The organism is Brevibacillus soli, assembly GCF_044759095.2.
Classification (GTDB): Bacteria; Bacillota; Bacilli; order Brevibacillales; family Brevibacillaceae; genus JBIYSM02.
Map to the genome: position 1 here is coordinate 1 of NZ_JBIYSM020000014.1, position 19,418 is coordinate 19,418.

The 19,418-nt window shown below is 50.7% G+C and carries 20 protein-coding genes; 16 read left to right on the forward strand and 4 right to left on the reverse strand.

Features of this window, described 5'->3' with window-relative positions; genetic code table 11:
* Positions 1-256 precede the first annotated feature (256 nt).
* Positions 257-859: a spore protease YyaC gene (yyaC, locus tag ACE99V_RS07705; RefSeq protein ID WP_400490488.1), complete on the reverse strand. Its 603-nt coding sequence runs from the start codon at positions 857-859 to the stop codon at positions 257-259.
* Positions 860-1,005: 146 nt separating this feature from the next.
* Between yyaC and ACE99V_RS07710 the strand changes: the two genes are divergently transcribed.
* The 4 genes from ACE99V_RS07710 to ACE99V_RS07725 all read left to right on the forward strand — a co-directional run bounded on the left by ACE99V_RS07710 (position 1,006) and on the right by ACE99V_RS07725 (position 3,643).
* A complete protein-coding gene (locus tag ACE99V_RS07710; RefSeq protein ID WP_400490490.1) occupies positions 1,006-1,311 on the forward strand; it encodes a putative Se/S carrier protein in 306 nt (101 codons plus the stop codon).
* A 5-nt stretch (positions 1,312-1,316) separates the two neighbouring features.
* Positions 1,317-2,186 (forward strand): mechanosensitive ion channel family protein, encoded by an 870-nt coding sequence (locus tag ACE99V_RS07715; protein ID WP_400490562.1) that lies wholly within the window; start codon positions 1,317-1,319, stop codon positions 2,184-2,186.
* Positions 2,187-2,209: 23 nt separating this feature from the next.
* Positions 2,210-2,413, forward strand: coding sequence for a DUF951 domain-containing protein (locus tag ACE99V_RS07720; protein ID WP_400490491.1), 204 nt, complete (start codon positions 2,210-2,212; stop codon positions 2,411-2,413).
* A gap of 102 nt (positions 2,414-2,515) precedes the next feature.
* Positions 2,516-3,643 carry an Ig-like domain-containing domain gene (locus ACE99V_RS07725; protein ID WP_400490492.1) on the forward strand — a complete coding sequence of 376 codons (1,128 nt, stop codon included), beginning with the start codon at positions 2,516-2,518 and terminating at the stop codon, positions 3,641-3,643.
* Positions 3,644-3,804: 161 nt separating this feature from the next.
* Here ACE99V_RS07725 and ACE99V_RS07730 read toward each other — a convergent pair whose 3' ends face one another.
* Positions 3,805-3,897, reverse strand: coding sequence for a YjcZ family sporulation protein (locus tag ACE99V_RS07730; RefSeq protein WP_400490493.1), 93 nt, complete (start codon positions 3,895-3,897; stop codon positions 3,805-3,807).
* A 376-nt stretch (positions 3,898-4,273) separates the two neighbouring features.
* Here ACE99V_RS07730 and pepF point away from each other — a divergent pair, with 376 nt between their 5' ends.
* From pepF to ACE99V_RS07780, 10 genes are all read left to right on the forward strand, one after another.
* Positions 4,274-6,163 carry an oligoendopeptidase F gene (gene pepF / locus ACE99V_RS07735; protein ID WP_400490563.1) on the forward strand — a complete coding sequence of 630 codons (1,890 nt, stop codon included), beginning with the start codon at positions 4,274-4,276 and terminating at the stop codon, positions 6,161-6,163.
* Between the two features lie 205 nt (positions 6,164-6,368).
* Entirely contained in the window at positions 6,369-7,469 is a 1,101-nt protein-coding gene (gene ychF / locus ACE99V_RS07740; protein WP_400490494.1) for a redox-regulated ATPase YchF, read from the forward strand.
* A 141-nt stretch (positions 7,470-7,610) separates the two neighbouring features.
* Positions 7,611-7,898 carry a 30S ribosomal protein S6 gene (gene rpsF / locus ACE99V_RS07745; protein WP_400490495.1) on the forward strand — a complete coding sequence of 96 codons (288 nt, stop codon included), beginning with the start codon at positions 7,611-7,613 and terminating at the stop codon, positions 7,896-7,898.
* Between the two features lie 30 nt (positions 7,899-7,928).
* Positions 7,929-8,390 (forward strand): single-stranded DNA-binding protein, encoded by a 462-nt coding sequence (locus ACE99V_RS07750; RefSeq protein ID WP_400490496.1) that lies wholly within the window; start codon positions 7,929-7,931, stop codon positions 8,388-8,390.
* A gap of 56 nt (positions 8,391-8,446) precedes the next feature.
* Positions 8,447-8,677 (forward strand): 30S ribosomal protein S18, encoded by a 231-nt coding sequence (gene rpsR, locus ACE99V_RS07755; protein ID WP_400490497.1) that lies wholly within the window; start codon positions 8,447-8,449, stop codon positions 8,675-8,677.
* A 223-nt stretch (positions 8,678-8,900) separates the two neighbouring features.
* On the forward strand, positions 8,901-9,809 hold the full coding sequence (locus ACE99V_RS07760) for a YybS family protein (protein ID WP_400490498.1): 909 nt from the start codon (positions 8,901-8,903) through the stop codon (positions 9,807-9,809).
* A gap of 4 nt (positions 9,810-9,813) precedes the next feature.
* On the forward strand, positions 9,814-11,754 hold the full coding sequence (locus ACE99V_RS07765; protein WP_400490499.1) for a DHH family phosphoesterase: 1,941 nt from the start codon (positions 9,814-9,816) through the stop codon (positions 11,752-11,754).
* A 17-nt stretch (positions 11,755-11,771) separates the two neighbouring features.
* Positions 11,772-12,215: a 50S ribosomal protein L9 gene (rplI, locus tag ACE99V_RS07770; RefSeq protein ID WP_400490500.1), complete on the forward strand. Its 444-nt coding sequence runs from the start codon at positions 11,772-11,774 to the stop codon at positions 12,213-12,215.
* 25 nt (positions 12,216-12,240) lie between these two features.
* Complete coding sequence (dnaB, locus tag ACE99V_RS07775) at positions 12,241-13,590, forward strand: replicative DNA helicase (protein WP_400490501.1); 1,350 nt, start codon at positions 12,241-12,243, stop codon at positions 13,588-13,590.
* A gap of 187 nt (positions 13,591-13,777) precedes the next feature.
* Entirely contained in the window at positions 13,778-15,064 is a 1,287-nt protein-coding gene (locus ACE99V_RS07780) for an adenylosuccinate synthase (RefSeq protein ID WP_400490502.1), read from the forward strand.
* Between the two features lie 124 nt (positions 15,065-15,188).
* Here ACE99V_RS07780 and ACE99V_RS07785 read toward each other — a convergent pair whose 3' ends face one another.
* The gene (locus tag ACE99V_RS07785) at positions 15,189-16,556 is read right to left on the reverse strand and encodes an LVIVD repeat-containing protein (protein WP_400490564.1); all 1,368 of its coding nucleotides are present in this window, start codon (positions 16,554-16,556) and stop codon (positions 15,189-15,191) included.
* A gap of 215 nt (positions 16,557-16,771) precedes the next feature.
* Between ACE99V_RS07785 and ACE99V_RS07790 the strand changes: the two genes are divergently transcribed.
* Complete coding sequence (locus ACE99V_RS07790) at positions 16,772-16,975, forward strand: hypothetical protein (protein ID WP_400490503.1); 204 nt, start codon at positions 16,772-16,774, stop codon at positions 16,973-16,975.
* A 181-nt stretch (positions 16,976-17,156) separates the two neighbouring features.
* Here the strand turns inward: ACE99V_RS07790 and ACE99V_RS07795 are convergent, their stop codons facing one another.
* Positions 17,157-17,528: a hypothetical protein gene (locus tag ACE99V_RS07795; protein ID WP_400490504.1), complete on the reverse strand. Its 372-nt coding sequence runs from the start codon at positions 17,526-17,528 to the stop codon at positions 17,157-17,159.
* A gap of 263 nt (positions 17,529-17,791) precedes the next feature.
* Here ACE99V_RS07795 and ACE99V_RS07800 point away from each other — a divergent pair, with 263 nt between their 5' ends.
* On the forward strand, positions 17,792-19,282 hold the full coding sequence (locus ACE99V_RS07800) for a LysM peptidoglycan-binding domain-containing M23 family metallopeptidase (RefSeq protein WP_400490505.1): 1,491 nt from the start codon (positions 17,792-17,794) through the stop codon (positions 19,280-19,282).
* Positions 19,283-19,418: the final 136 nt, after the last annotated feature.

Here is a 19,418-nt window from a genome sequence, read left to right on the forward strand (position 1 = left end):
GGATTGGTTCAGGGAGAAGGGTATCCCACAATGTGATTTGCTCGTTACGAAGTTTTAACATAATCGCTCACCTCAAATAGGATTTTCGAGGAGCACTGTTGAATTTCTTTAAGAAGAAAGGAATTCAGTCCCTCTTTTTGGATGTATTGCCTCGACAACACTACTTCCATTTAGAGAGCTGAATTCCTTTTGTTTTTGACTTACCCCAGGAATTTTTCAGGGGAAACTAGCTAAAGTCGGCTGGGTTTTCTTAATGTTACATCCGGGAACCGTACTTGTTCTGATCGCTGGAGGTGAGCAGCGCGGCTTTGAACAGGGCGGCGGCTATGATATCCGCCATGCGCATGACGATATACAGCCGGGTATTCTGAAGGACGAAATACTCCATGAAACCTCCGACATTGACAATTCCGGTGATGTGGAAGGTCCCGACGGAGGGAAGATCCTTTTTCACTCCGGCTCCAGGTTTCAGAGGGCCATCTGCCACATTGATGTTGCCCACATTGCTGAATTGCCCGAGACAGGCATCAATGGCAACGATGGTTGCGTTTTGGTGAGTCCCTTGGATATACTGGATTTTTTCGCCGAGATTGATGGCGTGTACGGGTTCTTCCAGCGTTCCGTACACATGAAGCAGCTGTGGAGCCTGCGGTTTCAGCTTGGTTCCCACAAGCGGGCCGAGAGCGTCGCCGGTCGATCGGTCCGTGCCGATGCAGAGGATGACGAGTTCGTGATCGTATGGCGACAAGCGAAAACGGTGAGCAAGGTGCTGGGCCAATTGCTCGACAGCGTTTTCATTTCGATATTCGACTTTAAAAAGAGGAAAGGAAAAGTCCATACGACTGTCAACCTTGTTCATGGCGACCTCCAGACGTTTTAACTTGCGACTCGTGTAAAGTATTCACAGTATAGTACCGGCACGTTATTTTTATACCTGCTAATATGAAGGTTAAGGCTTTTCGTAAAAGTCAGCGAAACTGGCATCCCTACAGGGGAACAGGTAAAATGGGAGAGGAGGGAGGGATAAAAGTGGAAGGCGATACCGTGTTGATTGCGTTTGATTCCACACAGCAGGCCTTGCGGGCGGAAATGCTGCTCGAATACGCTGACATCGATATCGATACGAGGCCGACACCAAAGGAGATAACGGCCGGCTGTGCCCTTTCAATTGAATTCCCGATCCAGGAATACAGACAAGCCAGGGAGATCATTGAAGAACAGCAGGTCGTCATCAGAGGCTATTTCCGTATGTTCTCCGATTCCTACTGCGAGATAGACGAAAACGGAGACAGAAAGGAGAATAAGCGGTGAAGGAATTGAGCTTGATCGAGACATTATATGCAAAAATATACGACTATGTAACCAATCCGGAAGTATGGGTCAATCTAGGGATGGCCCTGATAAAAATTCTGGTCATTATCGTGGGAGCCAAGATCGTGGTGACCATCGTGCATGCCGGGGTAAACCGCATTTTCAGAAATCGGGAAGGAGCAAAGCTGCAGATTGATCAGCGACGTGTGGATACGCTGCGGGTTCTGGTCAACAACGTGACAAGCTACACGATCTACTTCCTGACCATTTTGCTGGTCTTAAAACAGCTGGGATTCGATCTGCAGCCGGTTCTGGTTAGTGCAGGCGTGCTCGGACTGGCTGTCGGTTTTGGGGCACAGAGCCTTGTCCGCGATGTGATTACCGGTTTTTTCATTATTTTTGAAGATCAGTTTGCCGTTGGAGATGTGGTCACGATCAACAACATGACAGGGACGGTTCAGGAGATCGGACTGCGCATCACCCGTATCCGCAGCTGGACAGGTGAAGTGCATATCTTCCCGAATGGAAGCATCAGTCAGGTGACAAACTTCTCGCTGCAGAACTCGATTGCTGTCGTGGATGTGTCGGTGGCGTACGAAGAGGATCTGGATCGCGTCGAACAGGTGCTGAAAGAAGTCGCACAAAAGGCAAAAGAACAAATGCCTGAGATTGTGCAAGTTCCGCAAGTGCTGGGTGTTCAAGCGTTTGGCCCGTCAGAGGTGATCATTCGCGTTACGGCTGAATGCAAGCCGAACAGCCATCATGGGGTAAACCGAAAACTGCGCGCCATGATAAAAGCGGAATTTGACTCACGAGGCATAGAAATACCGTATCCGAAAATGGTAACGATGCCTGTTGGCAAACAGCAAGCGTAAACATCATCTGGGGGGAGATCGAGTTGGAACGAAAGCAATTTGGCTTGGGCGATGTCGTGCAGATGAAAAAGCCCCATCCATGCGGGACCAACGCGTGGAAAGTAATTCGGATGGGAATGGATATTCGAATCAAGTGTACCGGTTGTGACCATAGCGTGATGATTCCCCGGCTGGAATTCGAGCGGAAAATGAAAAAGGTATTGATTCAGGCTCAACCGGAGGCATAGAAGAAAAAAATTTGAATACCGCGTTTTTCTTTTTCTACAATGCGCGTAGACACTCAAGGAAAGCCTCACAATGAGAAGCGCATAAGAGAAAGGGGAATGTTGGTGAAAAAAACATGGACAAGCAAGTGGATGGCTTGGGGATTGTCACTTTGTCTGCTGCTGGGAACAGGAGGCTATGCTTCTGCAAAGGACGAGCAGCCACCGGGCATGAAAGCGGTACCGGCTCACGGTGAAAGAGATGTACGTGTAACCTCGCCTCTGCAAATTGTATTTGGCGAGCCGGTAAAGCTGGCTTCAGGCGAGACTGTAACCTCCAAGAACGCGGCCTCACTGGTTCAATGGAGGGAAGCGGACAGCCGGCAGAGAGTTGAATACAAAACGAGCTGGAGTCCGTCCAAAAAAACACTGACGTTGAAACCGATTCATCCGTTGGCGTACGGTACAGAGTATGTCATAACGGTTCCGGCCGGCACGATCATCGATGCAGCGGGCAATCAAAACGAGGCATATACCGTACGGTGGCGGACAGAACAGGAACTGCCGCCGCTGCAAGTGACGTTTTCTCCCGCTGACCAGCTTGTTGACGTTCCTCAGGGGAGTCTCATCACGCTGACGTTTAACAAGCCGATGCGTTTACACAACCAGAAAGAGATTACGGCCAAGTCAGTGGAAAATTTTATCAAGCTGACGAATGAAAAGAACAGACGCACCGCCTATTCCGCAGCGTGGGACGCTTTACGCAATACGATTACACTGGATCCGCACGGCAATCTGGAAGGCGGCACCCGATATACCGTTACATTGCTGGAAAAAAAGCTGGTCGATCAGCAGAGGAACAAAAACCAACAGTTCTCCAGCTCGTTCACCACACAAAAACCCGTCGATCTGATTGCGCCGCAAGCAACCATTACTCCGGCGCATGGGGCAAGACAGGTTAGCCTGGATACGAAGATTACCTTGCAGTTTGCGGAAGAGGTGGTATTGCCGGACGGCAGCCCTCTCTCCAGCAAAATGGTGGAGAATCTCGTGCAAATCACCGATGAGAAAGGCGCATCGGTTGCAACCTACAGCACATGGAACAAGAACAAGCGTACATTGACGGTAAAACCAAGAGGCAAATGGCAAGCCTACACCACATACCGCGTGTTTTTTTCAGCCAATCAGGTAAAGGACATGTCAGGAAACTACAACCAGCCGCAAATGGCAAGCTTTACAACCAGCGGCAGGTAAACGGAAAAAGGATGCAGCCTGCAGTGGCTCGCATCCAGATAAGTGCCCCGCCCGGCGAAGCGTTAGCTAATGCCGGGTGGGTTTTCTTATTGATGGTGGTAGGCAAGGCTGAATAGTGCTGCAGCTTTACCTCCGGTCAGCTCTATTGGGTTTGGATGGGGTTAGTCGTCACAATCACATCCAACGATTACGAGCAGGATGAAGAGCACCAGAACTAACGCGAAACCGTCAAAATCGCCGTTGAAGATACCCACTAGCTAACACCTCCTACCCTGTATTCAATACCTATGCTATGAAGGAACGGCGGAAGAGGTATGGGCAGATGCCCTGATGATCGACAAATTAAATTATTCACAGTGTATCCACAGAAAATGTGGACAACTTGCTGTGGAAAAGGCGCGTTGAAGAAGGATACCGGGAGAAGACGGGGGGCAACTAAGGAAGTTATCCACAAGGTTATCAACAAAAGAATGATTTCTCTGGACAAGTTGTTGATGATTCATAAATATTTTAAATATTTTTACTGATAAGAAGGAATTGGGAGAGGCGGATATAATTACAGTATTTAGCAAAACTAAAAATAGTTGGGGAAGGGGCGATTGTAAAGTGAAAAAACGAGTACTCACGACGATGACAGCTCTCACGATCACCTTGACAGGGATCTCCGCACCATTTATTCCATACAGCACACAAGCAGTCATGGCGGCAGCGGAAAATGCTCCTGTCTACAAAACTCGTGCAGAGATTCCCGCCGAGTACAAGTGGAAGCTCGAACACATTTACTCCACCACAAAAGAGTGGGAACAGGACGTAGAGAAAGTAGAGAAGCTGGCCAACGAATTTACCAAACACCAGGGCAAACTGGGCAATTCGGTACAATCTTTGCTGCAGGCGTTGGAAGATTACACCGCCATGATGCGGATCAACGACAAAGCCTACGTGTATGCCAATATGGCCCTCGACGTGAACTCGGGCAACTCCGAGCTGCAAAAGCTGTCGGATCGAGTGGAGAAAATGTACACGCTCGTATCGGAAAAAACGGCCTGGGTTCAGCCGGAAATCGTTTCGATTCCCGACGACAAGATGAAGGGCTTCCTGGCGGCAAAAGAGCTTGCTCCCTACAAGGTGTTCCTGGAAGACATGCTCCGTACAAAGCCGTACTCCCTGTCGAAAGAGATGGAGGAGTTGCTGGCCAAATCGTCGCCTTTGGGTAACTCGCCTGCCAACATTTACGGTATGCTCTCCAAGGACGTAAAGTTCCCCAAGATCAAAGATGAGAATGGCAAGGAAGTGCAGCTGACCCGGGCGAACTTTGTATCTCTTTTGGAAAGCAAGGACCAACGCGTGCGCAAGGAAGTGTTTGAGGTCTATTACAAAGCACTGACGGGCTTTCAGGACAGCTTCGCGCAAACGCTGGGAGCGAAAGTAAAGGCAGATAACTTTTATGCGGGAGCGCGCAAGTACAATTCCGCGCTGGAGGCAAGTCTCACGCCAAACAATATTCCAACCAGTGTGTACAACGAACTGATTGATACGGTCAACGAGCACCTGCCGTTGATGCACCGTTATATCGCTCTGAAGAAGAAAATGCTCGGTGTAAAAGAACTGCACATGTATGACATCTACGTGCCGATCGTGCCGTCCGACGACAAGTACATTCCGTATGAGGATGGCAAGAAAATGGTGGTGGACGGGCTAAAGGCAATGGGTGACGAGTATGGGAAAGTGCTGGCTGAAGGGATGCAGAACGGCTGGGTTGACGTCTACTCCACGGATGACAAACGCACCGGCGCTTACCAATGGGGCGCGTTTGACACGCATCCGTACGTCCTGCTGAACTACCAGGGAACGCTGGATGACGTCTTTACCATCGCGCATGAGATGGGTCACGCCATGCAGTCCTACTACACCAACAAAAAACAGCCGTACATCTCATCCAACTATCCAACCTTTACGGCGGAAGTCGCTTCTACCATGAACGAAACGCTGCTGTTCAAGAGCATGTACGCCAATGCGAAAACCAAGCAGGAGAAGATGTTCCTGCTCAATCAATACCTGGAGAATTTCCGCAGCACGTTGTTCCGCCAAACCCAGTTCGCCGAATTTGAAAAGGCGATCCACGAGAAGGAGCAGGCAGGAGAGTCTCTCAACGCGGAAGCGATCAAGAAGATCTATCTCGATCTCAACAAGAAATATTATGGAAAAGACATGGTGTCGGACGAAGAAATCGCCATGGAATGGGCGCGCGTATCCCACTTCTTTAACTATCGCTACTACGTCTACCAGTATTCAACCAGCTTTGCTGCTTCCCAGGCGCTGGCCAAACAGGTGCTGGATGAAGGAAAACCGGCTGTAGACCGTATCCGCACCAACTTCCTGGAGGCAGGAAACTCGGCGCCGCCAATTGAGGTGCTGAAAGCGGCGGGAGTGGACATGTCCACTTCCAAGCCGATCGAACAAGCCATGGAAATCTTCGAAGAGACGTTGAACGAACTGGAAAAGCTGGTCAACGAAAAGTAATGCCACGAACGAGGCAACTCCCTTCCATGCGAAGGGAGTTTTTTTTGTCCCTGAAGGCTGTGTTACCGTTTCCATAGAGGAAGTCCCGCACAGAATAGCCGAACCGTATCAACCAGCCTTCCACAAGGATGCAATTGTAATCTCCCAGACAAATCTTTATACTAGAAAAGATGTTGTGAAATTGGCATGCAGGGAGTGTATATAGATGGGTGCATCTTGTGGAATTGTCGGGCTGCCGAACGTGGGCAAGTCCACTTTGTTCAATGCGATCACACAAGCCGGCGCGGAATCTGCCAACTATCCGTTCTGTACGATCGACCCGAACGTGGGGATCGTGGAAGTTCCGGATCCGCGGTTGACGAAGCTGACGGAGATCGTGGTGCCGAACAAAGTGGTTCCGACTGCGTTTGAGTTTGTGGACATCGCCGGTTTGGTCAAAGGGGCAAGTAAAGGCGAAGGATTGGGCAACCAGTTTCTCGGGCACATTCGTGAAGTGGACGCGATCGCACACGTGGTACGCTGCTTTGAAGACGAGAACATCACGCACGTAGCAGGCCGTGTTGATCCGCTCAGCGACATTGAGACGATTAACCTGGAACTGATCTTTGCCGACCTGGACTCCGTGGAACGCCGAATCGAGCGCATTGGCCGAAAAGTAAAAGCGGGTGACAAGGAAGCAAAGCTGGAGCTGGACGTGCTGGAGCGTTTGAAGGCTGCCTTTGAAGAGGGACAATCTGCGCGCAGTGTGGCCCTTGATGAAGAAGAGCGGAAGCTGGTGCGCGATCTGCACCTGTTGACCATCAAGCCTGTGCTGTACGTCTGCAACGTGGCGGAAGACGGTATCCTCGACGCCGACAACAACCCGCACGTGCAGGCGGTACGCAAGCATGCTGCTGAAGAAGGGGCGCAAGTCGTTGTGATCAGCGCCAAGGTAGAGGCGGAAATCGCCGAGCTGGAAGGGGAAGACAAGCAGATGTTCCTGGAGGAGCTCGGCTTGCAGGAATCCGGCTTGGACCGTCTGATCCGCGCTGCGTACGAACTGCTTGGTCTGATCACCTACTTTACCGCAGGGGTGCAGGAAGTGCGTGCCTGGACGATCCGCAGAGGGACCAAGGCACCGCAAGCAGCGGGCGTGATTCACACTGACTTTGAACGCGGTTTTATCCGTGCCGAAGTGGTGGCTTACGACGATCTGGTGGAAGCGGGCTCGGTTCATGCCGCGCGGGAAAAAGGAAAATACCGCTTGGAAGGCAAGGATTACGTCGTGCAGGACGGAGATGTCATGCATTTCCGGTTCAACGTTTAGAAATCAACCTTGCCTAGTGTAGTACCGTTTGATATAATACGAAAATGCGAGTATTTATGGAGTGCATGTCTTTATGCGTTTCAGTTGGCACTCGCTCCTTGCCCTATAAGGGCCGCTAAGTCCATAAGGAGGTGAAAAGGTATGCGTCAATACGAAGTAATGTACGTATTACGTCCAGACCTTGAAGAAGAGAAAGTGAAAGCGAATGTAGCTCGCTACAGCGAGGTTATCACTAACTTCGGTGGCGAAATCACGAAACTTCAAGAGATGGGTAAGCGTCGTCTTGCGTATGAGATCAACAAGTTCCGTGAAGGATTCTACGTTTTGATGAACTTCAAAGCAAATGCGGATGCTGTTGCGGAAGCAGAGCGTCTCATGAAAATTAACGACGACGTCATTCGATTCTTGTTCGTACGAGAAGACAAGTAATCGTCGTCGGTGGGCAGAGGGGGACCCTAGATGAACAAAGTCATTCTCATCGGCAACCTGACTAAAGATCCGGAGCTTCGCTATACTCCGAACGGCGTGGCCGTAGCGACATTTACCTTGGCGATCAACCGCCCACGCACCAATCAGGCGGGCGAGCGCGAGGCCGACTTTATTAATATCGTTGCATGGCAGAAATTAGCCGACCTGTGTGCAACTTATTTGCGCAAAGGCAGACAAGCAGCTGTAGAGGGACGCCTGCAAACGCGTTCTTACGACAATAAAGAAGGTAAAAAAGTGTACGTAACGGAAGTCGTAGCGGAGAACGTTCAGTTCCTGGGCGGGAAAGCCGGAGAAGGCACAGGTTACGACCCGGGCTTTGGCGGCGGCGGTACGAAGCCGGCCGGCAAGCGGGATGACTTTGATCCGTTTGGTGATCCCTTCGCAGATGCAGGCAAGCCAATCAACATCTCGGATGATGACTTGCCGTTTTAATGAAGTTGGTTAAACCGTAAGAAACTTTCACATTCCTGAAAAAGGAGGGACTTTTCATGGCACGCAAAGGACGTCCAAATAAGCGTCGTAAAGTATGCTACTTCACTGTTAACAAAATCAAAAAGATCGACTATAAAGACACCGATCTGCTGAAAAAGTTTATCAGTGAGCGTGGTAAAATCCTGCCACGTCGCGTAACCGGTACTTCCGCGAAGTATCAACGCGCACTGACCATCGCGATCAAACGCGCTCGTCAAGTAGCACTGTTGCCTTACACGGCTGAATAATAAACAAAAACGCAAAAGGGGGACACAATTACGTGGCCCTCTTTTTTGTAGATAGGAATATATAATGACGGATTTCAATACAGTCCCTAGGAAAGGGTTCGGTGCCCCGCCCGGCGCAGAAAGGGAACCCACTTGGCGTTAGCGATCGCTAACGCCAAGTGGGTTGAGGATAGCTCATGTCGGGTGGGATATTTCTACATACGAATGAGAGGAGTAGCAGTCCATGCCGACGCAAACGAGACAATTGGCGGAAAATGCTTTGATGTTGGGAATTGCCTTGGTTCTGCTCTTCATTAGTACATATACGCTGTTAGGTATGGTTACCGTATTGTTGATTCCCATTCCGTTTGTGCTGCTCGGTTTGAGGCGAACGGTCAAAAACCTGGTTTGGATTGTGCTTGTCTTTACCGTTCTCGGCTCCATCCTGACAGGATTAATGGGCGGCGGCTTTTCGTTTGTGCTGGCCGCGCTCGGCGCCGTGATGGGTTACATGTACCAAAGCCGTCGAACGGCCCTGTCAGCCGTTATTGCCGGGGCCGTGGTCATCTTTCTTTCGTACATGGCTCTGCTTGCCGTCTCGCTGTTTGCGCTTCATATCGACTTTGATGCCATCCTTCAACAGGCAGCCAAAATGAAACCTCCCTTTATGACGGAGGAAGAGTTCCAAAAACAGATCAGTGCGGCCAAAATTGTGCTGCCTACTTTTTTCGTGGTGTCGAGCTTTTTCTACAGCGGATTGGTTCACTGGTTGTCGCGCGTGATCGGAAACAGAACAGGCCGACCTGTCCCCCCGCTGAAGCCGCTTCGCGAGTGGAGTTTTCCCCGGTCCCTGCTGTACTACTACTTTGTGGCCCTGCTTTGTCTGCTGCTGTTTGGAGACAAGCTGGAGGAGACGTTTTGGGCCAGCGCCATTTCCAACGTAAAAGTGCTCCTGGACATCCTGTTTACGCTGCAGGGCTTAAGTTTCTGCCTGTTTGCCTTCCATCTCAAGGGTTGGAAAATACTTACTCCTGTGCTTGTTGTCTCTCTATTTATTTTTCCGTTCCTAGCTACTATACTGAGTTTATTAGGCATTTTTGACTTGGGTGCAGATTTACGTAAGAAACTGGAAACACGAGTGAAGAGGGGCTGAAGAAATGCCCAAATTCCTGTTAAAGCGTTGGTACGGGCTGCATATGGTCTTGGCTCTCAGCTTTAGCTTGTTACTGTTGGCGATATTGACGCTGCATCACTGGATGTACGGGGCGATCGGGATTGTTTGTCTGATTAGCCTGGTGATATTCGCCATGCAGGCGGAAAAAGGCTTCCAGCGGGATCTGCGCCTTTACCTGGCGACCATTACCCATCGGGTGAAAAAGGCGGGAGAAGCTGTCATTCAGGAGATGCCGATCGGCATTTTGTTGTTCAACGAAGAAAAGGTAATCGAGTGGATTAATCCATTTATGACGAAAATGTCCGGAGATGAGATGCTCATCGGGAAAAGCTTGAGTGACGTGTTTCCTAGTCTCACTTGGAAACCGGAGCAAAAGCGTCTGGAGTTTACCTACAACGAACGGATTTACGAAGTGTTGATCCGTTCCGAAGAGCGACTGCTGTACTTCAAGGACATTACCGAATGGAAAGAGTTGATGGCTCGCTACCATCGGGAGAAAGCCGTCCTGGCCATCATCCATCTGGACAACCTGGACGAAGTGGGACAGGTGATGGATGACCAAAGCCGGACCCTGCTGTCTACCAGCGTAGCCGGCGTGATCAACGAGTGGGCGCAGAAACACAACATTTACTTGCGGCGATTTACGGCAGACAAGTTTTTGGCGTTGATGGAACGGGAAACGCTGGAAAAACTGGAGGAAAGCCGTTTTGACATTTTGGACGTTGTTCGCGAGATGACTGCGGACAACAAAATTCCCATTACTCTCAGCATCGGTGTCGGGGCTGGCGTCAACTCCTACATCGAGTTGGGGCAAATGGCCCAGTCCAGCCTGGATATCGCGCTGGGCCGCGGTGGAGACCAGGCAGCTGTGAAGGTAGGCAACAAGCTTACGTTTTACGGCGGAAAATCAAATGCCGTAGAGAAACGCACCCGCGTGCGGGCCCGCGTCATCGCCCATGCGCTGCGCGACTTGATCCACGAGGCAGAACACGTCATTGTGATGGGGCACAAGCAGCCGGACATGGACTCCATTGGCGCCTCACTGGGTGTGCTGAAAGCGGTGCAGGTGCACAACAAGACAGCCTATATTGTGCTGGATGAAGTGAACCCGTCCGTTGAGCGCCTGATGAAAGAGGTAAACACCAACGAGGAGCTGGCGGAAGCGTTTATCACACCGGAGCAGGCGATTCGCCTGATTTCCGGGAGAACGCTGCTCGTCATCGTCGACACGCATCGCCCCTCGTTGGTCATGGAACCGCGCCTGTTAAACGAAACCAGCCGGATTGTGGTGATTGACCATCACCGCCGATCGGAAGAATTTATCGAAGACCCGGTGCTCCTATATCTGGAACCATACGCCTCTTCCACGGCGGAACTGGTTACGGAACTGCTGCAGTACCAGAGCGATCGGATGAACATCGACAGTTTGATTGCCACCGCTCTGCTCGCCGGTATTGTCGTGGATACCAAAAGCTTTGCGTTCCGCACCGGTTCGAGAACGTTTGAAGCAGCGTCTTTCCTGCGCCGCAACGGAGCCGATACCGCGACCGTCCAGCGTCTGTTGAAGGAAGACATAAACCAATTCAAAAAGCGGGCCCGCATCGTCATGAACACCGAGACTTACCGGGAAACGATGGCGATTGCCACGGGAGATCCGCACGAGGATTACACCCAGGTACAGGTAGCGCAGGCAGCTGAGCTTTTGCTGACGCTGTCAGGCATTCAGGCCTCGTTCGTTGTCGCCAGACGGGCGGACGACACCGTACTGATCAGCGCGCGATCGCTGGGCGATATCAACGTTCAATCGATTATGGAACAATTGGGCGGTGGCGGCCATTTGACCGGAGCGGCGACACAGCTGGAGGGCGTATCCTTGAAAGAGGCAGTGAGACGCTTGAAGGAAGCGATTGATGCTGTCATCTGAGCGAAGGAGGAAACGATATGAAAGTCATTTTCCTGAAAGACGTAAAAGGACAGGGCAAAAAAGGGGAAATCAAAGACCTGTCTGAGGGCTATGTACGCAACTTCCTTTTGCCGAAAGGTCTGGTAAAGGAAGCAACGGAAGCAAATGTGAAAACACTGGAAGCTCAAAAGCGCAGCGAAGAAAAGCGCAAGGAGCAGGAGAAGCTGGATGCGCAGGAGCTGGCAGCGAAAATCAACGAGCTTACCGTAAAGGTAAAAGGCAAAGCAGGAGAAGGCGGCCGTCTGTTCGGCGCGATCTCCAGCAAACAAGTAGCGGAAGCATTGGAAGAACAGTTCAAAATCAAGCTGGACAAGCGCAAGCTGGAAATGGAGCCGATCCGTGCCTTGGGCGTGACGCAGGTAAAAGCGAAGCTGCATAACGAAGTGACAGCAACTTTGAAGGTACATGTTGTGGAAGAATAAATGCTGAATGAGTGAGGGGTGTGACGTGAGCGACCTGTTTTTGGACCGTGTGCCGCCGCAAAACAACGAAGCTGAACAGTCTGTTCTGGGGGCCGTGTTCCTGTCCAAGGAAGCTCTCATCACGGCCATGGAGATTCTCCGGCCGGAAGACTTCTACAAAACAGCACATCAACGAATCTTTAAAACGATGCTGGATTTATATGAAAAGGGAGAGCCGGTCGACCTCGTCACCGTTACGGCGGAGCTGCAGGACCACAAGCTGCTGGATGAGGTAGGCGGCGTCACCTTTTTGACGGAGATTGCGAGTTCCGTCCCAACCGCGGCAAACGTCGAGTATTACGCGCGAATCGTCGAGGAGAAATCGCTGCTGCGCCGTTTGATCCGTACGGCGACGAAAATCGCCAACGACGGCTATTCGCGGGAAGACGACGTCGGCGAAATCATTGCCGACGCTGAAAAATACATCATGGAAATCGCCCAAAACCGCAACAGCGGCGGGTTTACACCGATTCGCGACGTCTTGTTGGAGACGTATGAGCGGATTGAATTCCTCAGCCAGCGGCGTGGCGACGTCACTGGCATCCCATCCGGTTATCCTGATCTGGACAAGATGACATCCGGCTTCCAGCGAAGCGACTTGATCATCCTGGCTGCCCGTCCATCCGTGGGGAAAACGGCCTTTGCACTGAATGTGGCGCAAAACGTAGCGGCCCGCGCAGGGGAAACCGTAGCCATCTTTTCCTTGGAGATGGCGGCGTCACAGTTGGTGCAGCGGATGATTTGCGCCGAAGGAAATCTGGACGCCTCCAGAATGCGGACGGGCTGGCTGGAGGAAGACGATTGGCAGAAGCTGACGATGGCGATCGGGACGTTGGCGAAAGCCCCGATATACATCGACGATACGCCGGGTGTAACGGTGCAGGACATTCGTGCAAAATGCCGGCGTCTTCAGGCAGAACGCGGGTTGGGCTTGATTTTGATCGACTACCTCCAGTTGATTCACGGCCGCGGCAAAGGAGACAACCGTCAGCAGGAAGTATCGGAAATATCCCGGACGCTGAAAGGGATTGCCCGTGAGCTAAACGTGCCGGTGATCGCGCTTTCCCAGCTGAGCCGTTCTGTGGAGCAGCGACAGGACAAGCGGCCGATGATGTCCGACATTCGCGAATCCGGTTCCATTGAGCAGGACGCCGACATTGTGGCGTTCCTGTACCGGGACGATTACTACGACAAAGAGACGGAAAACAAAAACGTCATCGAAGTCATCATCGCCAAGCAGCGTAACGGTCCGACGGGAACCGTGGAACTGGCATTCCTGAAAGAGTACAACAAATTTGTCAGCCTCGATCAGCGATATCGCGATCAGGCGGGATAGTCATACATTTTGCAAAAGAAATGCTGAAAAAGATTCAGCATTTCTTTTTATTTCATATAATACACGAACATATAAGATTTCAATAATTATAATGTTCGTATTTTGATTGACAGCCACAAAATGGTTTAGTACACTTAGATTGTTTCTTGCCCAAAAAGGAAATGACTAGATCAGGAGGTGTTTTTCGATGTCAACAGTCGTTGTCGTCGGAACCCAGTGGGGCGATGAAGGTAAAGGAAAAATTACTGACTATCTTGCGGAGAGCGCTGAAGTAGTAGCGCGTTATCAAGGTGGAAACAACGCCGGCCACACCATTATTTTTGATGGAAATAAATACAAGCTTCATCTGATTCCTTCCGGGATCTTCTATACAGACAAAACGTGCGTCATCGGAAACGGCATGGTAATCGATCCGAAGGCATTGGTAGCGGAACTTGACTATCTGCACGGGTTTGGCTTCTCCACGAAAAACCTGAAAATCAGCGACCGCGCTCACGTCATTATGCCATACCACATCAAGCTGGACGGCGTGGAAGAAGAGAGCAAAGGACAAAATAAAATCGGTACGACCCGCAAAGGAATCGGTCCTGCTTACATGGACAAAGCAGCGCGCATCGGTATCCGCATTGCTGACCTCCTGGATCGGGAAGAATTTGCGCGCAAGCTGGAACGCAATCTGGCAGAGAAAAACCGTCTGCTGGAGAAAATGTACAATACAACCGGTTTTGAACTGAACGAGGTGCTGGAAGAGTACCTTGGCTATGCAGAAATCATTCGTCCGTACGTAACCGATACCTCCGTGGTACTGAACGACGCCATCGACCGCGGCAACCGCGTATTGTTTGAAGGCGCACAGGGTGTCATGCTGGACATCGATCAGGGCACCTATCCCTATGTAACCTCTTCCAACCCGATCGCCGGCGGTGTGACCATCGGTTCCGGCGTAGGTCCAACCAAGATTCATCAAGTGATTGGGGTAGCCAAAGCGTACACCACCCGCGTCGGTGACGGCCCGTTCCCGACTGAGCTGACTGATGCGATTGGTGACCATATCCGCGAAGTAGGCTTCGAGTACGGTACGACAACAGGACGTCCGCGCCGAATCGGCTGGTTTGACAGTGTTGTCGTGCGTCATGCCCGCCGCGTCAGCGGAATCACCGGTTTGGCCATCACCAAGCTGGACACCCTGACCGGTCTGGACACTCTGCGAATCTGTACGGCTTACAAATACAACGGGGAAGTAATCGAGTCGTTCCCGGCGAATCTGAACATCCTCGCCAAATGCGAACCGGTGTACGAAGAGCTCCCAGGCTGGAAAGAAGATATCACCGGGGTACGCAACATCAACGATCTGCCGGAAAACGCACGTCACTACATTGAACGCATCACCCAATTGACCGGCATACCGATGTCCATTTTCTCCGTGGGCCCGGATCGTGAACAAACTGTAATCGTACGCGGCATCTACGCGTAAAAGCTGGTTTTTCCTTAGAGGAAGCTCTTTATGCGTTCCGGAAAGTTTACGACACTGATGCGTTAACGCTGTATCAAAAAGCCGATCACTCACTGCAAATGTGTGAGTGATCGGCTTTTCTCCATTATTTTCGCTTTTGCAGGACTTTCAATCCGGAACCGATATCCGAGGCAAGAATGTAATTGCGGTCGACGAATACACCCCACACATCAGAATTCTCCGGTACGTAAACGCCTATTTCCACCGGATTTCCCGGATTCGTGATGTCTACGATGCGTACGCCACCGGCATAGTGGGAGAGATACAGGGTGTTGCCCCGTACTTTCGGATCATGTACAGTGTTGGCAAATGTTACGCCGTCATCAATATCGTCGGCCAGTTCCGTTTTGAACGAGCTGATCAGGACTGGATCCGTTTTGTCCTTGATGTCGTAAATTCTCGTGTACCCGTAGGATTGTTCGTACCCTGCCTTCGTCGGGTCATATACTTCCCGCGTCTCGATCAGAATGTTGCCGCCTTTTGCCAAGGCTGAGGAGTGGGCGGAACCCTGGACGTTTGATTCAAAGCTGGTTCTGCCGAGCATTTGCGGATGTTCAGGATCACGGATGTCAAAGATGAGGGTGCCCAGATCCCACATGGATACGTACGCAGTAGTGCCGTTCTCATCCGTTATCACGCTGTGGGCGAAGACCGGACGAATTTTGCCTTCGGAGCTTTCATCTTTCCAGTGGTATCCGTTGAAGTCTTGAGGAACTCCTTCTACAGTGCGGGGATCAAATTCATAGATGGTTTCCGGGTTGGAAGGTTCAGAGACGTCCACGATGGTGAAGTCCTTGGTTTCACCATGCGTATAGTAGTCCGCATAGGGATTGGCGGTCAGCACAAGGGCTCGTCCGCCTTGTTCCGTCAAATACAATTCGTGCGTACCCCGGACTTGTGAATCAAGCGCCCAGAAGCCGAGCTTTTTTGGATGATACGGGTCGGTTACGTCGTACAAGGCAAATCCGCCTTTGGAATCCTTGCTTGTCCGACTTAGTTTTTGCACGCTGACAGCGGCCAGATCCCCTTTGAAGTGTGGAGTGTTTACGGTTTTCACAATTACTTTTTCCTGCCAGGTTCCAGGAAGGTCATTCGCAAATACTGCCACTTCTACAGGATTTTCCGGATCTTTCAAATCAAACACGCGCACCCCGCCTTCACCGCCGTTAGCCACGTGCGTGCCCATATAGGCGAAGCCTTTATGGGCGTAAACATCGGCCCCGGTGTTTTGCACGCCTGGCTTCAGCTCTTTTAGCGGTACTGCAGCTACTTCGTTCAGGTACTTGAAGTTTTTGCTTCCTTCCAACGTTTGAACCACTTCATAATGATCATGCTGCCCTTTTTCAATCGAGACGTCTCCCAGCTCGTCGTGGGCGTATACAGCAGAGGTGCCTCCCAATAGAGAAAGGGTTAACAGACTGGAAAAGATGGAACGTTGAATTTTTTTCAAAATAGTTTCCTCCCATAATTTGGCTTTTGCCGGCAAAAAAAAATATACAGGTAATTTTTCTAATCTTCAATTAATAATAATGTCGAATCATAAATTGGGAAAAAAGGTCCAAGCAGGGGATGAAATATTTCCTAAGAAATTTTTTTCGGACAAACACCACTTGCCGTTGTCTGGGCATATGGTATCCCATACAAAAAGAAATCGAGGTGTTCACGAAGATGGGATTTGATCAGAAAGCAATGAAGCTGCTGGGCAAGAATGTGCAAGTGAAAATGTTTAACGGCAGTATCATCAGTGGCACAATGACGCATTTCAACAAAGGGTATCTTTGCTTTATCACCACTGATAAGCAGCAAGACACAGAAAAAACCGCAATTCGTCGTTTGGCCGTAAAAGACATCACCTCCATGTTAGAGGTGTAAGGACGAGATGAGGCGAAAAAACAGCCACCTTTCCGCAGCAGGGAGGGTGGCGTATTTTTGGCATATAGGAAATTTTATAAATGGACATCCAATACAGTCACTAAGAAAGTGACAGTCACTAAGAAAGTGTTCGGGGCCCCAGCCGACACCAGCGTTGCTAAAGTCGGCTGGGTTTTCTTAGTTAGACCATGCCTCCGCACGAGCGGATCATCTCGGTCGCTTCGTCGCCCCGATCTTCTGGAACAACGGCAGTCAGCAGCACGTTGGAGTTCAGATTGTCATCATCACGGTCAGCCATCCCGCTCGCATTCGGGCTGGCTGCCGCAAGTATACTGGCGTCACGGCCGCTGGGAAAATCACCGGCTGCGGTTAATTTCGCCAGGCTGGAAAATTCCCCTGTAATCGGATTGGTAATATTATCCAGACCATCGCCGGGAAACTGGCCAACCGTGTCAACTTGAACGGTGTCGAAACCTGCGTTGCGCAGTTGCTCAGCAGCTTTATTCGCCTCGTCCATTGTTTGGAAACCCGCCAAGATGTTGCGCTCCTTCAACAGAGGCCCTCCTCATGAACATAAATATGGTAATTTCGTGTATATATTATGACACTTGGCATTCAATCTTATTCGACAGGATTTTACACTTGATGTTGTCGCTTATTATGTGGTAAAGTCGACATAGTTGGTTTCTTTAGGCAATTTGGCAGATAATTGGAAATAGGTACAGAGGGCTATTCGCACTACTCAATATTTTTGAAATATTCTAGAAGTACTGAAAAAATAGGAATGTTGGTACTTTTTTTCAGGAGGGACTAGAGATGCAATGGGCCGAGTGGAAGGACTGGTTGCGCAAGCGAACGGAACATCTCGTTCGCAACGCCGACCAGCGAGTAAAGCGAGTGGCAGAGTATGCAGCTACATACTTTCAAAACCATAAGAAGCAAACCTTATCCATCGCGGCGGGATTGCTTTTGACAGCGTCAGTTGGGGCGGGAGCCCAGTATTACTATACAAGCAACATCGTAACCGTTTATCACGTCATGGTGAACGGAAAAGAAATCGGGGTTGTCAGCAGCCCTGATGTGATTCACAACTGGACCAAGGCAAAGCTGGAAGAAGAAAAAGCGAAGAACGGATTGACGCTCACGCTGTCTGATTATATCTCCTTTACCGAAGAGAAGGTATATAAGGGCAGGTACGACAACATGGCCGCCATCAAGGCTCTTGGAGACATCGCCAACATCAAGGTGGAAGCGGTGAAACTGGTGGTGAACGGCGAGGTCGTGGGATATGCCGCTGACCAGGAAACAGCCGAAGAAGTGTTGGCGCGTGTAAAGCAGAAGTACGCAGGTGTTCCGGCAGATGCCATGAAGAAGTCGTCCATGGCGGCAGCCTCCACAGCGAGCGCGTCGCCCGTAAAACAGGTAAAATTCAAAGAAGACATCAAGCTGGAGACAGGCACTGTTACGGCTGCCCAGGTACTGCCGGTGGACAAGCTTGAGGAACTGCTCTCCAAAGGTACGTTTAAACAGGTCGTTCACACGGTTGTAGAAGGCGACTGCGTCGGATGTATCGCTCAAAAATACGGCATTACGTCAAAAGACATCTACGCCAACAATCCGGGCATAACAGAAGATACCGTGTTGCAGCTGGGACAGCAGATTAATGTTACGGCCGTTCGACCGTTGGTAACCGTGCAAGTGGTGGAAGAGGCTACACAGGAAGAGACGATCCCCTATTCAACACAAGTGCGCAACAACGAACAACTGCCGAAAGGTGAAAGTAAAATCGTTCAGGATGGGCGCGAAGGCAGCAAGATTGTCCGTTATCAGGTGATTAAAGAAAATGGACAGGTTGTTGAACGAAAGGTATTAAGCCAAAAGATCGTGATGCAGCCGATCACGAAGATCGTGGAGCGAGGCACCAAAGTGATTCCTTCACGCGGGACAGGCCGTTTCTCCTGGCCGGCGAGAGGTTATATCAGCAGCGGCTTCGGCATGCGCTGGGGAAAACTGCACAAGGGAATTGACATTGCCGGATCGGGTCCGATTCGTGCAGTGGACAACGGTCGAGTCGTTTCTGCCGGATGGGACGGAGATTACGGAAAAGCAGTTGTCATCGACCACGGCAACGGCATTCGAACTCTTTACGGCCATTTGCGTTCCATCAGTGTGAGCGTGGGCGATGTCGTCAGCAAAGGGAAAACGATCGGCATCATGGGATCCACTGGTGACTCTACAGGGGTCCACCTGCATTTTGAAGTTCATCAGAATGGACGAGTTCAAAACCCGCTTCGTTTCCTGCGTTAAGTTTTTTGCGTAAAAAAGGCTTCCCTTCTTTCGGAAGGGTGGCCTTTTCCTGTACTAACAGATATTACAGTCTCCTGCGTGGAGGAAATGCGGTGCTGCAAGTGGAATCCATTACACGAAAGAAGGGGTGAGCGTA

Excerpts from the sequence above, each read along its gene's own strand:
- ACE99V_RS07765 (WP_400490499.1), top strand. The coding sequence starts at position 9,814 with ATGCCCAAATTCCTGTTAAAGCGTTGGTACGGGCTGCATATGGTCTTG.
- ACE99V_RS07790 (WP_400490503.1), top strand. The coding sequence starts at position 16,772 with ATGGGATTTGATCAGAAAGCAATGAAGCTGCTGGGCAAGAATGTGCAA.
- rplI (WP_400490500.1), top strand. The coding sequence starts at position 11,772 with ATGAAAGTCATTTTCCTGAAAGACGTAAAAGGACAGGGCAAAAAAGGG.
- ychF (WP_400490494.1), top strand. The coding sequence starts at position 6,369 with ATGGGTGCATCTTGTGGAATTGTCGGGCTGCCGAACGTGGGCAAGTCC.
- ACE99V_RS07710 (WP_400490490.1), top strand. The coding sequence starts at position 1,006 with ATGGGAGAGGAGGGAGGGATAAAAGTGGAAGGCGATACCGTGTTGATT.
- rpsR (WP_400490497.1), top strand. The coding sequence starts at position 8,447 with ATGGCACGCAAAGGACGTCCAAATAAGCGTCGTAAAGTATGCTACTTC.
- pepF (WP_400490563.1), top strand. The coding sequence starts at position 4,274 with ATGACAGCTCTCACGATCACCTTGACAGGGATCTCCGCACCATTTATT.
- ACE99V_RS07750 (WP_400490496.1), top strand. The coding sequence starts at position 7,929 with ATGAACAAAGTCATTCTCATCGGCAACCTGACTAAAGATCCGGAGCTT.
- ACE99V_RS07800 (WP_400490505.1), top strand. The coding sequence starts at position 17,792 with ATGCAATGGGCCGAGTGGAAGGACTGGTTGCGCAAGCGAACGGAACAT.
- ACE99V_RS07760 (WP_400490498.1), top strand. The coding sequence starts at position 8,901 with ATGCCGACGCAAACGAGACAATTGGCGGAAAATGCTTTGATGTTGGGA.
- ACE99V_RS07780 (WP_400490502.1), top strand. The coding sequence starts at position 13,778 with ATGTCAACAGTCGTTGTCGTCGGAACCCAGTGGGGCGATGAAGGTAAA.
- yyaC (WP_400490488.1), bottom strand. The coding sequence starts at position 859 with ATGAACAAGGTTGACAGTCGTATGGACTTTTCCTTTCCTCTTTTTAAA.
- rpsF (WP_400490495.1), top strand. The coding sequence starts at position 7,611 with ATGCGTCAATACGAAGTAATGTACGTATTACGTCCAGACCTTGAAGAA.